The organism is Xanthomonas sp. NCPPB 3174 (genome assembly GCF_056725205.1).
Genome location: NZ_CM161517.1, coordinates 3649033 through 3664470, shown reverse-complemented (window position 1 = coordinate 3664470; position 15438 = coordinate 3649033). Strand labels below are relative to the sequence as shown.

The window sequence follows — 15438 nt, the reverse complement described above, 5'->3', positions numbered from 1 at the left end:
GTTTCGCCATGTTCCGCTTTTCTTCCATGCCGCCCGTGGCGGCATGCTGCTGCGTGTATCTCGCAGCGGCCATGCCTGCCCTGGCCGCCGATGCGCCGCCAGGCGCCGGCGATTCCGTGCTGACCCTGGGCAAGGTCCAGGCCACTTCGCCGCTCGCCGCCGGTTCCAGCGCGCGCAGCGTGTTCAGTTCCGTCGACATCCTCGGCGGCGACCTGCTGCAGGACCAGCACGTCGACTACAGCTGGGAACTGCTGATGCGCGCGCCCGGCGTGCAGGTGACCCAGTTCAAGATGGGCACCGACGCCGGGCGCTTTTCCTTCCGCGGCTTCAACGGCGAGGGCCGGGTCAATGCGGTCAAGCTGCTGATCGACGGCGTGCCCAGCAACGACAATGCCGGCGCCATGCCGTATCTGGATGCGGTGTTTCCGCTGGACATCGCCGCGATCGAGATCGTGCGCGGCACCAACGACCCGCGCTACGGCCTGAACGCGATCGCCGGCAGCGTCGACGTGCTGACCCGCAGCGGCGGCAACGACGGCCGTGCCAGCGTCACCGTCGGCAGCTTCGGCACCCGCGAGGTGCAGGCGACGCAGGGCATCGAGCGCGGGGCCTGGAGCCAGAACTATTTCGCCGCCTGGCGCGACAGCGATGGCTACCGCGACCACGCCGACGCGCGCAAGCATGCGTTCTCCGGCAAGTGGTTCTACACCGATCCGGACGGGCGCTGGCGTGCCGGACTCAGCGCGCGCGACTACCGCAACACGGCGCTGGAGGCGGGGTATCTGGACTACGCGACCGCGCAGCGTGCGCCGCGCAGTTCCCCCGACTACGCGCGCGACGACCGCAGCCAGCGCCACACCACGCAGGTGTCGCTGCACCTGGACGCGCGCCTGGCCGAGACCGTGCAGGGCAGCGCCAAGGCGTACTGGAACCGCTACGACAATCAGCGCTGGGTGCGCTTCACCGCGGCCGGAGCGCAGCAGGAGCGCGACACCGACGAGCGCCAGCGCGGCGTGCTGGCCAAGCTCAGCTGGCGCCCGGCGCTGGCCCGTGCCGACGCCTTCGCGCTGGAGGGCGGGGTCGACGCGCAGTGGCAGGACAACATCTCGCAGCGCTACCGCACGGTGGTACGCGTGCGCACCGCGCCGTTGCGCGACTGGGATTTCGATCTGCACACCGAAGGCGCCTACGTGCAGGCGGTGCTGCGCCCGACCGCGCGCCTGCAACTGGTGCCGGGCTACCGGGTGGATCGGGTCGGCGGGCAGTTCCGCGACCTCGCCAGCGGTGCGCGCTATCCGACCTACGCCTACGGCACGATTCGCCAACCCAAGTTCAGCGCGGTGTACGCGCTCACTGGGCAGGTCAGCCTGTACGCCAACATCGGCCGCACCTTCCAGATCGGCAGCGGCAACGGCGCCTACCGCACCCAGGCGCGCAACCTGGCGCCGTCCTACAACGACGGCTGGGAGAGCGGCCTCAAGTTCGCCGGCGCGCAGCAGCGCTGGGACGCACGTGTGGCCTACTGGGAGCAGCGCGCCTCCGACGAAGTGGCCACCATCCTCGGCGTGAACGGCAGCGTCGGCACCGGCGAGGTCGGCAACGTCGGCAAGACCCTGCGCCGCGGCTGGGATGCGCAACTGAACCTGCGTCCGGACGAACGCTGGACGCTGTGGCTGGCCTATTCCCTGCAACGCGCGTTGATCGTCACGCCCGACCCGAGCGCGCCGGCTACCCGTGGCAAGGAGATCGAGAACGTGCCGCACTACCTTGCGACGGCGGGCATCGACTGGCAGGCCACGCCAAGGCTGACGCTGTCGGCCTGGGGCAACGCGCAGGGCGACTACTACGTGGAGCGCAGCAACACACTGGGTCGCTACGGTGGCTACGCCTTGGCCAATCTCGGCGCGACCTGGCGCTGGCGCGCGCAGCGCGAGGTCTCGCTGCAACTGAAGAACCTGACCGATCGGCACTACGTCTACGCCTGGTACGACAGCGGGTCGTCCGGCTACTCGCCTGGCGATGGCCGCGCGCTGTACGCCACCCTGGGCTGGGGCTGGTGATGGCCGCGCGCACCCTTGCCGCCGAGGCGGCACCAGCGCGCTTCTACCGTGCGGTGTGGCGCTGGCATTTCTATGCCGGCCTGCTGGTGCTGCCGCTGCTGGTGTGGCTGGCGCTGACCGGCGCGGCCTTCGTCTACCAACAGCCGATCGACCGCTACTTCCACCATGCGCTGAAGACCGTGCCGGTGCCGGCGCACCCGCAGGCGCTGGCCCCGCAGCGGTTGTTGGACGCGGCGCTGGCGGCGCAACCCGGCCAAGCGCTGCGCTACACCACGCCGCCGCAGCGCGATGCCTCGGCGGAAGTGACCATCGCCACCGCCGATGGCCGTCACGCCGTGGTGTACGTGGATCCGTACCGGGCACGGGTGCTCGGTCAGTTGCCCGAACACGGCACCGTGGCCTGGACCATCCGCCGCCTGCACAGCCTCGACTACGTCGGCTGGTTCGCCAATGCGCTGATCGAGGTGGCCGCCGGCTGGGCGATCCTGCTGGTGCTGACCGGTGTGTACCTGTGGTGGCCGCGCGGGCGCCGCGGCGGCGTGACCACGGTGCGCGGACGGCCGCCGCAGCGCGTGTTCTGGCGCGATCTGCACGCGCTCACCGGCAGCGTGGTCGGCGTGGCGCTGCTGTTCCTGGCGCTGACCGGGATGCCGTGGTCGTGGTTCTGGGGCGCGCAGGTCAATCGCCTGGCCAATGGCCACCATTACGGCTATCCGTCCGGGTTGCGGGTGGATGTGCCGATGTCGACGCAGCGGCTGAGCGACAGCGAGGTGCCGGCGTGGTCGCTGCGGCAGGCGCGCCTGCCGCAGTCGTCGCCGCCGTCCGTGGATCCGCATGCGGCGCACGGTGGGCATAGTGAGCACGGCGGCATGGCCGGCATGGCGGATGCCGCGCCGGTGGCCGGCGCGATCGGCCTGGATGCGGCGGTGGCGCGGTTCCAGGCGCGCGGGATCGCGCCCGGCTACAGCGTCGCGCTGCCGCGCGGCGCGCGTGGTGTCTATACCGCGTCGGTGTATCCGCCGGACCTGGCGCAGCAGCGGGTAATCCACCTGGATCAGTACAGCGGCCAGGTGCTGCTGGACATGCGCTATGCCGATTACGGCCCGCTGGCCAAGGCGCTGGAGTGGGGCATCAACGTGCACCTGGGCCAGGAGTACGGGGTGCTCAACCAGCTCCTGCTGATCCTGGCCTGCCTGGGTGTCGTGCTGTTGTGCGTCAGCGCGGCGGTGATGTGGTGGAAGCGGCGCCCGCATGGCGGGCTCGGGGTGCCGCCGCTGCCGGCGGACCGGCGCACCTTGCGCGGCGTGGTGGCGTTGCTGGTGCTGGGTGGGCTGCTGTTTCCGCTGGTCGGAGTGTCGTTGCTGCTGATGTTGGCGCTGGACTGGGCGCTGGTGCTGCGGCGTGAGCCGGTGGTGGGGGCTTAGCGGGTCGAGATTGGAATCTAAGGTGATTCCGCTGCGACAAGCGATGCCATCGGCGCATCCGATCTTGTGCAGTCGGGACTGAAGTCCCTCCCACAAGGGGCGGATCAGCATTCAGCGCTGCTTTCACCCGCACAGGAGACAGAGATTCTGCGCTGTAGGAGCGGCTTCAGCCGCGACCGGACGTTCCCATGAAATACCAGGTCGCGGCTAAAGCCGCTCCTACGGAAAAGACGCGGTGTGGTCGGTAAGGTCTGCCGCGGCTGACGACGCGGCTACAGAAAGGCCAAACGCGTGCTGGCGCGCCTCACAGATCCTCGTGGATCCCGCACTCGCGCTTGAGGCCGAAGAAGCGGGTGTCTTCCTCGCGCATGCCCGGTTCCCAGCGGCGGGTGGTGTGGAAGTCGCCGATGGAGACGTAGCCCTGTTCCCACAGCGGGTGATAGGGCAGGTCGTGCTGCTGCATGTATTGCCACAGGTCGCGATCGCTCCAGTCGGCGATCGGGTTGATCTTGTAGCGTTCGCCGCGCTTCTGCACGAACGGGGTCTGCGCGCGGCTGTCGGACTGGCTGCGGCGCAGGCCGGTGAACCAGGTGCCGACCTTCAGCTCGTCCAGGGCGCGGCGCATCGGCTCGACCTTGCGCAGGTTGTTGTACTGCTCGATGCCGACCATGCCCTGTTCCCACAGGCGGCCGTGGCGCGCTTCCATCCAGGCGCGGCTGACCAGCGGGCGGTAGATCTTGAGATTGAGCTTGAGCCGCTCGGTCAGCGCGTCGGCGAAACGGTAGGTCTCGGCGAACAGGTAGCCGGTGTCGATCAGGATCACCGGGATGTCCGGGCGCTGCCGGGTCAGCAGGTGCAAGGTGGCCGCCGATTGCGCGCCGAAGCTGGACGACAGCGCCGCTTCGGCCGGGCCGTGCTGCAACGCCCAGGCCACGCGCTCCGGCGCAGACAGCGTCGCCAGCAGCGCATTGGCGGCATCGAGATCCAGGGCCGGCACCGGTGCGTTGGCGGAGGCGTCTTGGGAGGCGGCGGGCAGAGCGCTCATGCGTGCAGTTCCGACGGAATCAGGTGGCGGTGGGTGGGGTAGGCGGGCAGGGCGACCACGCCGCTGCGGTGCAGGAAGTCGCCGAAGCGTTCGCCCGCGTGCCGTTCGTTGGCATAGCGCGCGAACAGCGGCTCCAGCGCGGCGAGGATCTCCGGCTCGGCGATGTTCTCGCGGTACAGGGTGTTGAGGCGCTGGCCGCGGTGGTCGCCGCCGAGCATCAGGTTGTAGCGGCCGGGCGCCTTGCCGACCAGGGCGATCTCGGCCAGGTACGGACGCGAGCAGCCGTTCGGGCAACCGGAGATGCGCAGCAGGATCGGCGCGTCCTCCAGGCCGTGGCGGGCCAGCAGCGGCTGCAGCTGCGCGGCGAAGGCCGGCAGGTAGCGTTCGGCCTCGGCCATCGCCAGGCCGCAGGTGGGCAGCGCCACGCAGGCCATGGCCGCGCGCGCCAGCGCGGTGGGCGCGCGGTTGCCGGCGTCCAGCGCATGCGCGCGTACCAGCGCGTCGATCGCCTCGCGCTGCGCGGCGGGGATGCCGGCGATGACCAGGTTCTGGTTCGAGGTCATGCGGAAGTGCGCGCCGTCGCCGGCATCGCGCAGCTGCGCGGCGATCGCGCGCAGGCCGCTGAGGTGCTGCGCGCCGTCGGCATGATCGGCGATGCGCCCGGCCGGCAGCGACAGGGTCAGGTGCCAGCGTCCGTCCTCGCCGGCCTGCCAGCCGGCGCGATCGCCGTTGTGCTCGAAGGCGAAGTCGCGCGTGGCCTGTAGGCGCACGCCGGCGCGGCGCTCGATCTCCGCCAGCACCGTGTCCAGGCCGTGGTCGTCGATGGTGTACTTGAAGCGTGCGCGCTTGCGCACCGTGCGGTTGCCCAGGTCGCGCTGGGTGGTGACCACCGCGGTGGCGACGTCGAGCAACTGCGCGCGGTCGATGAAGCCGACCACGTTGGCCACGCGCGGGTAGGTCTCGGCATCGCCATGGCTGGCGCCCATGCCGCCGCCGAGGCTGACGTTGTAGCCGACCAACGTGCCGTCGGCGTCCAGCACGCCGATGAAGCCGAGGTCGTTGGCGAACACGTCGACGTCGTTGATCGGCGGCAGCGCGAAGCCGATCTTGAACTTGCGCGGCAGGTAGGCGTTGCCGTAGATCGGCTCGTCCTCCTGGCCGCTGCCGGCGACCTGCTCCTCGTCCAGCCAGATCTCGTAGTAGGCGCGGGTATTGGGCAGCAGGTGTTCGGACACGCGCGCGGCGTCGGCATAGAGCGTGGCGTGCGCCTGCGAGGCCAGCGGATTGGCGGCGACCTGTACGTTGCGGTTGACGTCGCCGCAGGCGGCCAGGGTATCGATCAGCGCGGCGTTGATCGCCTGCATGGTCGCCTTCAGTTCGCGCTTGATCACCCCATGGAACTGGAACGCCTGGCGCGTGGTGATGCGCAGCGAGTGGTTGCCGTAGGTGGTGGCGATGGCGTCGAGCTTGAGCCACTGCGCCGGATCCACCACCCCGCCCGGGGTGCGCGTGCGGATCATGAACTGGTAGGCCGGCTCCAGCTTCTGCCGGCGCCGCTCCTCGCGCAGGTCGCGGTCGTCCTGCTGGTAGCTGCCGTGGTACTTGATCAGGGTCTGATCGTCCTCGCGCAGCGCCCCGGTGACCGGATCGGCCAGGCTCTGCAGCAGCGACCCGCGCAAGCGCTGGCTGTGGTGCTTGATGTCTTCGACGGAGTGGGACATTGAGGGGCCGGGATTGGGGATTCGGGATTGGTGAAGCGAGCAGACGTGTGCTGAAGGATCAGGACCTTCGACAGTTCTCAGTGCAGGGAGAGCGGCTCTTGCGAATCCCCAATCCCGAATCCCCAATCCCCGACTCAATAGACATCACGCGCATACCGCCCCTCCTGCTGCAGTTGGCTGAGGTAGGCGGCGGCGTCCTCGGCGCTGCGGGCGCCGTGTTCGGCGACGATGTCCAGCAGGGTGGCGTGCACGTCCTTGCCCATGGCGATGGCGCCGCACACGTACAGGTGCGCGCCGTTTTGCAGCCAGTCGTAGACCGCGCGGCCGTGTTCGCGCAGGCGCTGCTGCACGTACACCTTGGAAGGGACGGTGGTGCCGCGCAGCGGCTGCACGTCGCGCGAGAACGCCAGGTCCAGCCGGTGCAGTTCGCTGCTGCGCAGCGCCTGCTGCCATTCGGCCTGGTAGAGGAAGTCGCGGTTGAAGTGGCGGGCGCCGAAGAACAGCCAGTTGCGGCCGCTGGCGCCGCGCTCGGCGCGCTCCTGCACGAAACCGCGGAACGGCGCCACGCCGGTGCCGGGGCCGATCATCAGGATGTCGCGGCTGTCGTCGGCCGGCACCCGGAAGCGTTCGTTGGGCTCGATGTAGATCGGGGCGCTGTCGCCTTCGGCCAGGGCGGCCAGATAGCCGCTGGCGGCGCCGCCGTGGGCATGGCCGTGGGCGTCGTAAGCCAGCACGTCGACGGTGAGGTGGGCTTCGTCGCCGACCCGCTTGCGGCTGGAGGCGATCGAGTACAGGCGCGGGACCATCGGCCGCAGCGCCTGCAGCAGCGCGGCGTGGTCCCAATCCGCCGGCCAGCGACGCAGCACGTCGATCACTTGGTGATCGGCGAGCAAAGCCGCCAGGCCGGCGGTCTGGGTGGGGGCGAGCAGCTCGGTCAGCGCGTTGGCGCCGGCGAGTTCGGCCACCGCGGCGAGCAACGGGCGCGAGGCCCGGGTCAGTTCGCGATGGCTGGCGAGCCACTCGTGCAGGGGCAGTGTCTGCCCATCGACAGTGAATGCGACGTCGCCGTCCAGGCGCGTCGCGGCCAGGACCGCCTCGACCAGCGCGGGCGGATTGCGATGGCGCACACCGAGGGCGTCGCCGGGTTCGTAGTGCAGGCCGCTGCCGGCCAGCGACAGTTCCAGGTGGCGCACGTCCTTGTCGGCCTGGCCGTGCGCGGCGTAGCGCGGGCCCTTGAAGTCGCGGCCGCTGATCGGCTGGTTGGCCAGGACTTCGGCGGCGAACGGTTGCGTGCGGCTCCAGGTCGCGGCGGCGGCGCCGCGCAGCGGCGTCACCGTGGCCGACGGCGTCGCGGGCGTGCGGCCCAGGATGTCGCGCGCCTGCGCCAGCGCCTGCGCCCGCCACGGTGCCGCCACCGTTTCGATCTCCAGGTCGGCCTCGCCCAGCGGCAGCAGCCGCTGCGCGCCGAGTTCGGCCAGGCGCGCGTCCAGGCGCCGGGCGATGCCGCAGAAATCGGCGTAGCTGGAATCGCCCAGACCGAGCACGGCGTACTGCAGCTGCGGCAGCTTTGGCGCGCGCCGACCCTGCAGGAACTCGACGAAGCCGATCGCATCGTCCGGCGGGTCGCCCTCGCCCTGGGTGCTGATGACCACGTACAGCAGGCGTTCGTTGCCCAGCTCGCGGGTGGGATAGGCGTCGGCGCGCAGCAGGCGCACCGCCAGCCCGGCCGCTTCGGCCTCGGCGGCCACCTGTTCGGCGGCGCGGCGCGCGTTGCCGGTCTGGCTGCCGTAGACGATGCTCAGCTGCGGCGCCGGCGCCGGCGCCGGCGAGGGCGCCGCGGCGGCGCCGGCGACCACGGCCAGCGCCGGCGTCGCCGGGCCCTGCGCCTGGGCCAGGCCCGCGGCGTAGCCGGACAGCCACCACAGGCCGGCCGCGTCCAGGCCCTCCACGGTCCGCGCCAACAGCGCCTTGCGCTCCTCGGGCAAGGGGCTGGGTGGCAGCGCGGGCGAGGCGGCGGTCATGGCCGGTCCGGGGATGAGGAAGGGATGACCGATGTTAGGGATTCGTTGCGCGCGACAGAAAGGAACAGGGGTTATCGGCTCATGCCCGTGGCTTATTTCTGCGGCCCGTAGACGCCGCGCACACTGCCGCCCCGATCGTCACGCCCGCTGTTACGCTTCGGGGCCATCCCTCCACTGCCTGCCGCCGCCGTCTCGATGAGTGCGTTTTCCCTGTCCCACCTCGACCGCCTCGAGGCCGAGAGCATCCACATCCTGCGCGAGGTCGCTGCCGAGTTCCGCAACCCGGTATTGCTGTATTCGGTCGGCAAGGACAGTTCGGTGCTGCTGCATCTGCTGCTCAAGGCGTTCGCGCCGGCGCCGCCGCCGATCCCGCTGCTGCACGTGGACACGCGCTGGAAGTTCCGCGAGATGATCGCCTTCCGCGACCGCCGCGCCGCCGAGACCGGGGTGGAGCTGCGCGTGCACATCAATCCCGACGGCGTCGCCCAGGACGTCGGCCCGTTCAGCCACGGCGCCAGCGTGCACACCGACGTGATGAAGACCCAGGCGCTGAAGCAGGCGCTGGACCTGTGGAAGTTCGACGCCGCCATCGGCGGCGCGCGGCGGGACGAAGAGAAGGCGCGGGCCAAGGAGCGGGTGTTCTCGTTCCGCAACGCGCACCACCGCTGGGATCCCAAGCAGCAGCGTCCGGAGCTGTGGAATCTGTACAACCCGCGGATCCATCCCGGCGAGAGCGTGCGCGTGTTCCCGCTGTCCAACTGGACCGAGCTGGACATCTGGCTGTACATCTACCGCGAAGCGATTCCGGTGGTGCCGCTGTACTTCGCCGCCGAGCGTCCGGTGGTGGAACGCGACGGCGCGCTGATCATGGTCGACGACGCACGCCTGCCGCTGCGTCCCAGCGAAACCCCGCAACTGCGGCGCGTGCGCTTCCGTACCCTCGGTTGCTACCCGCTGACCGGCGCGATCGAATCGCAGGCCGACACCCTGGAGAAGATCATCGCCGAGATGCTGCAGGCTACCACCTCCGAACGCCAGGGCCGGATCATCGACCAGGACCCGGGCGCCTCGATGGAGCAGAAGAAGGTGGAGGGGTATTTCTGATGAGCCGGGATTCGGGATTGGGGATTGGGGATTCGCAAGAGCGGAGTTCGGCGGCGGATGCGGTGTCGGGAGGGAGCGCTGTGACGAATCCCCAATCCCCAATCCCCAATCCCGTAGGCGGCGCCGCCGTCGCCGCCTACCTGCAGCAACACGAACACAAGCCGCTGCTGCGCTTCATCACCTGCGGCAGCGTCGACGATGGCAAGAGCACCTTGATCGGGCGCTTGCTGTACGACAGCAAGCGGCTGTTCGACGACCAGCTGGCGGCGCTTGGCGCCGACAGCAAGCGCCACGGGACCCGCGGCGGGGCGATCGACTATGCGTTGCTGCTGGACGGCCTGGCCGCCGAGCGCGAGCAGGGCATCACCATCGACGTGGCCTACCGCTACTTCGATACCGACCGGCGCAAGTTCATTGTCGCCGACTGCCCCGGGCATGCGCAGTACACCCGTAACATGGCCACCGGCGCGTCCACCGCCGACGTGGCGGTGGTGCTGGTCGACGCCGCCAAGGGCGTGCTGACCCAGACCCGCCGGCACAGCTACATCGTCGCGCTGCTGGGCATCCGCCACGTGGTGCTGGCGGTCAACAAGATGGATCTGGTCGAGTTTGCGCAGGAGACGTTCGAGACCATCACCGCGGAGTACCGCGCGCTCGCCGCGCAACTGGGCATCGCCGACGTGCAGTGCATTCCGCTGTCGGCGCTGGAGGGCGACAACCTGTCGCAGCGCTCGGCGCGCACGCCCTGGTATGCTGGCCCGGCGCTGCTGGAACATCTGGAAAGCGTGCAGCTGGACGCGCGCACCGCCGACAGCGGCCTGCGTCTGCCGGTGCAGTGGGTCAACCGCCCGCATGCGCAGTTCCGCGGCTTCGCCGGCACCGTGGCGGCCGGCGCGGTGCAGCCTGGCGATGCGGTGGTGGTGCTGCCGTCGGCGCGGCGCGCGCAGGTCGCGCAGGTGTTGGTCGGCGCCGAACCGGTGCCGCGCGCCGTGGCCGGCCAGGCTGTGACCCTGACCCTGACCGAGGAGATCGACGTCAGCCGTGGCGATGTGATCGCCGCCGCTGGCGATCCGCCGGAGGTGGCCGACCAGTTCGCCGCGCATGTGCTGTGGATGGACGATGCCGCGCTGCTGCCCGGCCGCCCGTACTGGCTGAAGATCGGCGCGCGCACCGTGGCCGCCAGCGTCACCGAGATCAAGCACCGCATCGACGTCAATACGCAGGAGCGCTTGGCGGCCAAGCGGCTGGAGCTAAACGAGGTCGGCTATTGCAACCTGGCGCTGGACCAGCCGATCGCCTTCGCCCCGTACGCGCAGGACCGCACGCTCGGCGGCTTCATCCTGATCGACCGCCACAGCAACGCCACCGTCGCCGCCGGCACCCTGGATTTCGCGCTGCGCCGCGCCGGCAATGTGCACTGGCAGCACCTGGACGTGGACAGGGTCGCGCGCGCGCGGATCAAGGGCCAGACGCCGAAGGTGCTGTGGTTCACCGGCCTGTCCGGCGCCGGCAAGTCGACCATCGCCAACTTGGTCGACAAGCGCCTGCATGCGCTGGGCTACCACACCTTCATCCTCGACGGCGACAACGTCCGCCATGGCCTCAACCGCGACCTGGGCTTCACCGACGAGGACCGCGTGGAGAACATCCGCCGCGTCGCCGAAGTGGCCAGGCTGATGACCGATGCCGGCCTGATCGTGCTGGTCAGCTTCATCTCGCCGTTCCGCGCCGAGCGGCAACTGGCGCGCGAGCGCTTCGGCGAGGGCGAATTCCTCGAAGTGTTCGTCGACGTGCCGTTGCCGGTGGCCGAGGCGCGCGACGTCAAGGGCCTGTACGCCAAGGCGCGCGCCGGCCTGATTCCCAACTTCACCGGCATCGATTCGCCGTACGAGGCGCCGGAGCGCCCGGAACTGCACCTGCACGCCGACGGCGACAACGTCGAAGCGCTGGCCGCGCAGGTGCTGGCGGCGCTGGGGCTGAAGGACTGATGTTGGTGCGCGGCGCTGATCACGTCGCCGTGCCCCTATAACGCACCTTTGTAGAAGCGGCTTCAGCCGCGACCTGGGCAATCAGCCGTGCCTGTCGCGGCTGAAGCCGCTTCTATAGATTTTCTGGCCTGACGCGCAAACCTGATGCAACAGCAAAGGCTTTCGCCCTGTCGGGCGAGTTACTTTTCTTTGCTCGCGCAAAGAAAAGGTAACCAAAAGAAAGCGCGCCCTGCCTTCGCGCCCTCCGCGCTGCGCGCTCCGGGTCCGCGCCCATCACGGGGATCCGCGGAAGGGGCATCCTGCCCCTGCCGCGGACGGCGTACATCCATGTACGCCGCCCTTCGGGTGTTTCCCCGCGCTGGCCGCCGCTTCGGAAGGGAACCCGGCAAGTCAAAAGCCGAAGCAACGGCGATAGCAGAGCGAATGCGCTGCATTTGGTGACCACGTCGCCCGTTGATCGTGGTGGGTACACAAAAAAGCTGGTTTCCGCAGCAGCCGCAGGCGCCGTTGCGCGTGGCGGGCCGACTTCTACCGGGCACCCTGAGATACGTTGGCTGAGTGCACTGTGGGAGGGACTTCAGTCCCGACGCCTTTCAAGGTTGGGGCACAGCAGGAATCGTTCGTCGCGGCTGCATGCCAGTTGATTCCTAAGACGAACTGCTCCCGCCGCGCTAGCGCCTGTGTTGCCACACTGACCTTCATCACGTGACAGCCGCCGCCGCGCGTGCTTAAGTCGTCGCCCTCCTTATCGGCGAAGGCCCCTCCATGCCCGTTCTGTCCCGTCGCGTGCTGTTCTCCGTCCTCGCGCTGTGCTGCGGCGCGGCCTGCGCGCAGGCGCCCGACGCGGTGCCGAGCGGGCGCCTGCCGGAGTGGGCGGTGCCCGAGCACTACGCCCTGGACCTGAAGATCGATCCGGAGCGCACCAGCTTCGACGGCACCACCACCGTCCGCGTGCGCCTGGAGCGCGCGTCCGACCATCTGTGGCTGCACGGCAAGGAGTTGCGGGTGAGCAAGGCCACGCTGCGCACCGCCGATGGTGCGTCGTTCCCGGTGCGCTACACCCAGGCCGACGCGCAGGCCGGCGTGGCCCGCATCGCCTTCGGGCGCACGCTGCAGCCGCAGGAACTGACCCTGACCATCGTCTACAGCGCGCCGTTCAACCAGCAGTTGCAGGGCCTCTACCAGGTCAAGGCGCAGGGGCATGCCTATGCCTTGACGCAGATGGAGCCGATCAGCGCGCGCTACGCCTTCCCCGGTTTCGACGAGCCGGCGCTGAAGACGCCGTTCGCGCTGCGCCTGACCGTACCCGAGGGCGAGCAGGCACTGGCCAATACCCGCGCCGTGTCCACCGAGCCGGCCGGCAAGGGCTGGAAGACCGTGCGCTTCGCCGAGACCGTGCCGCTGCCGACCTACCTGGTGGCCTACGCGGTCGGGCCGTGGGATGTGGTCGACGGGCCGGCGCTGCCGGCTACGCCGCAGCGCCCGCAGGCCATTCCGCTGCGCGGCGTGGCCGCACAGGGACAGGGGCCGCGCATCCAGCGCGCGCTGCAGCAGACGCCGGAGATCATCGCCGCGCTGGAGGACTACTACGACTTCGGCTATCCGTTCGACAAGCTGGACCTGGTGGCCGCGCCGGACTTCTCCGCCGGTGCGATGGAGAATCCCGGCTTCGTCACCTTCCGCGACTGGCTGTTGCTGCTGGACGACGATTCGCCGCGGCACAATGTCGAGGGCTCGTTCAACGTCACCGCGCACGAGCTGGCGCACCAGTGGACCGGCGATACGGTGACCATGGCCTGGTGGGACGACCTGTGGCTCAACGAGGCCTTCGCCACCTGGATGCAGCAGAAGATCACCATGCGCCTGCGTCCGCAGTACCGCGCCGACCTGGACCGCGTTAGTGCGGCGCAGGAGGCGATGGACAACGACAGCCTGGTCAGCGCGCGCAAGATCCGCCAGCCGATCACCGGCAACGGCGACATCGAGACCGCCTTCGACAGCATCACCTACCGCAAGGGCGCCGCGGTGCTGGGCATGTTCGAGCAGTTCGTCGGCGAGGATACCTTCCGCAGCGGCATGCGCGCCTACATCCGTGCGCACCGTTTCGGCAACGCCACCGCCGACGACCTGGTCGATGCGATCGCCGCCGCGGCCGGCAAGGACGAGGAGTTCAAGGCCGCGTTCCGCAGCTTCCTCGACCAGCCCGGCGTGCCCTATCTGCAAGCGCAGCTGCAGCCCGAGGCTGGCGGCGCGGTGCTGCGACTGCACCAGCAACGCTTCCTGCCGCTGGGCTCGCGCGGCAACGCCGCACAGTCCTGGGGCGTGCCGGTGTGCGTCAAGTACGGCACGCGCCAGGGCGTGCGCCGTGCCTGCCAGATGCTGTCTTCCAGCGACGGCCGCCTCACGCTCGCCGGCGCCGATGCGAACAGTTGGGTGATGCCCAACGCCGGCGGCACCGGCTACTACCGCTTCGCCCTGCCCAGGCCGCAGCTGACCGCGCTCGGCCGCCATCTCGATGCGCTCGACGATGCCGAGAAGCTGGCCTATGCCGATGCCATCGACAGCGCGTTCCGCACCGGCGAGGCCGACACCGCGGACGTGATCGCGGCCATGCAGCAGCTGGCGCCGGCCAAGGCCACGGCCGTGGCCACCGCGTTGAACGACCGCATCGGCTGGATCTGGCGGGTGCTGGCGCGCGACGACGCACAGCGCGCCAGGCTGCGCCAGGCGACCGAGGCCGCGTTCGGCGCACGCCTGCAGGCGCTGGGGTATCAGCGCCGTGCCGGCGACAGCGACGACGACGTGGCGCTGCGCTCGCACCTGGCCGATCTGCTTGGCGTGACCATGGGCGTGCCGACGGTGCGGGAGGCGCTGCTGGCCCAGGGCGATGCGGTGCTGGCCGGCAAGGGCGGCGCGCTGGACTTCGCCGCCGCCAACCCGGACCTGCTCGGCACGGCACTGACCGTGGCGGTGCAGACGCGTGGTGCGCCGGCCGTGGACGCGTTGATCGCCGCCCTGCACGGCCATGGCGAACCGGCCCAGCGCAACGCGATGATCGAGGCGCTCGGCGCCGTGCGCGACCCGCAGCAGCTGCAGAAGGTGCGCGATTTCGCGTTGACCGATGCGATCAAGGTCGGCGAGATGAACAGCCTGCTGATGGGTGCGCATGCCGAGCCGGCCACGCATGCCTCGATGTGGCCCTGGTACACCGCCAACTTCGATCGCATCGTGGCACGCTCCGGATCCTTCGACGGCGGTCGCCTGCCGGCGCTGGCCGCCAGCGGTGGCTGCGACGCCGCCGAAGCGGATCGGCTGGAGGCATTCTTCACCCCGCGCCTGAAGGCGCTCAGCGGTGCCGACCGCGGCCTGGCGCAGACCGCCGAAACGATTCGCCTGTGCAGTGCGCTGCAGGCGCGGCAGCGCGCCGCGTTTCCGCCGCACTGATTGCAGTTGCCAGGCCCCTGCGCCGCCCGCATGCGATGCGGCATGCTTCGCGCGGCAGGCGCAGGGATGGCGGATCCGGTGGCGGACGACGCTGCCGGGCAACCTTCAGGGGGAACGCATGGATCCGAAGCTGCATGACGTGCTGACCAGAACCAATGTGGCCGAACTGGTCCAACCGGCGTGCGCCGAACAGGTGACGCATCAGCCGGTGCAGCCGGAGCCAGCGCCACCACCGCCGCCCAGGTACGCCACCTCCGATCCGTTCCAGTACCACCTGGCCAGCACCGAGGTCGTCGGCAAATTGGCCGAGGGGCGTACGTCGCCGGCGCTGCGCTTTTTCGGCTGGCTGGTGTTCGGGCTGCCGATGGCCTCGTTCGGATTGATGATGCTGCACGCGATCTGGTATGACGCGTCGGCGCATGCCCTGTATGTGCCGCACACCCTCGGGCAAGCGGTGCGCATGCTGCTGGGGACGGCATCGGCGCTCGCCTTCGTGGTGGCCTATCCGTACTTCACCCGGTGTCGTACCGCCAAGGAGTGAGTGAGCGCCCCAGGCCGCGCCACGCGTGCGCTGCGTCTCATCGCGCAGTGCCTCCCCTGGCCGGCAAGGGTCGTCGGTCATGCCCGACCT

Annotated in this window: 9 protein-coding genes; 6 read left to right on the top strand and 3 right to left on the bottom strand. The window is 69.9% G+C overall.

The genetic code is table 11. The features are described from left to right. Positions 1–71: 71 nt before the first annotated feature. A complete protein-coding gene (locus AC1PK7_RS15820; protein WP_481098754.1) occupies positions 72–2060 on the top strand; it encodes a TonB-dependent receptor in 1989 nt (662 codons plus the stop codon). Then, the gene (locus AC1PK7_RS15815; RefSeq protein WP_481098753.1) at positions 2060–3484 is read left to right on the top strand and encodes a PepSY-associated TM helix domain-containing protein; all 1425 of its coding nucleotides are present in this window, start codon (positions 2060–2062) and stop codon (positions 3482–3484) included. The genes AC1PK7_RS15820 and AC1PK7_RS15815 overlap by 1 nt, the downstream gene beginning before the upstream one ends. Before the next feature lie 304 nt (positions 3485–3788). On the opposite strand, the gene AC1PK7_RS15810 is transcribed toward AC1PK7_RS15815, so the two are convergent. The 3 genes from AC1PK7_RS15810 to AC1PK7_RS15800 all read right to left on the bottom strand — a co-directional run bounded on the left by AC1PK7_RS15810 (position 3789) and on the right by AC1PK7_RS15800 (position 8271). Further along, the gene (locus tag AC1PK7_RS15810) at positions 3789–4529 is read right to left on the bottom strand and encodes a phosphoadenylyl-sulfate reductase (RefSeq protein WP_010341781.1); all 741 of its coding nucleotides are present in this window, start codon (positions 4527–4529) and stop codon (positions 3789–3791) included. Next, positions 4526–6250 (bottom strand): assimilatory sulfite reductase (NADPH) hemoprotein subunit, encoded by a 1725-nt coding sequence (gene cysI / locus AC1PK7_RS15805; RefSeq protein WP_481098752.1) that lies wholly within the window; start codon positions 6248–6250, stop codon positions 4526–4528. Before cysI ends, AC1PK7_RS15810 begins: the two co-directional genes overlap by 4 nt. 134 nt (positions 6251–6384) lie before the next feature. Then, positions 6385–8271, bottom strand: coding sequence for an assimilatory sulfite reductase (NADPH) flavoprotein subunit (locus AC1PK7_RS15800; RefSeq protein WP_481098751.1), 1887 nt, complete (start codon positions 8269–8271; stop codon positions 6385–6387). Between the two features lie 195 nt (positions 8272–8466). On the opposite strand from AC1PK7_RS15800, the gene cysD reads away from it, so the two are divergent. The 4 genes from cysD to AC1PK7_RS15780 all read left to right on the top strand — a co-directional run bounded on the left by cysD (position 8467) and on the right by AC1PK7_RS15780 (position 15348). Further along, on the top strand, positions 8467–9375 hold the full coding sequence (gene cysD, locus AC1PK7_RS15795; RefSeq protein WP_481098750.1) for a sulfate adenylyltransferase subunit CysD: 909 nt from the start codon (positions 8467–8469) through the stop codon (positions 9373–9375). Next, positions 9375–11363, top strand: a complete 1989-nt coding sequence (cysN, locus tag AC1PK7_RS15790; protein WP_481098749.1) for a sulfate adenylyltransferase subunit CysN — start codon at positions 9375–9377, stop codon at positions 11361–11363. Before cysD ends, cysN begins: the two co-directional genes overlap by 1 nt. Positions 11364–12128: 765 nt before the next feature. Next, a complete protein-coding gene (locus AC1PK7_RS15785) occupies positions 12129–14807 on the top strand; it encodes a M1 family metallopeptidase (protein WP_481098748.1) in 2679 nt (892 codons plus the stop codon). A 118-nt stretch (positions 14808–14925) separates the two neighbouring features. Further along, positions 14926–15348 carry a hypothetical protein gene (locus AC1PK7_RS15780; protein WP_481098747.1) on the top strand — a complete coding sequence of 141 codons (423 nt, stop codon included), beginning with the start codon at positions 14926–14928 and terminating at the stop codon, positions 15346–15348. Positions 15349–15438 lie beyond the last annotated feature (90 nt).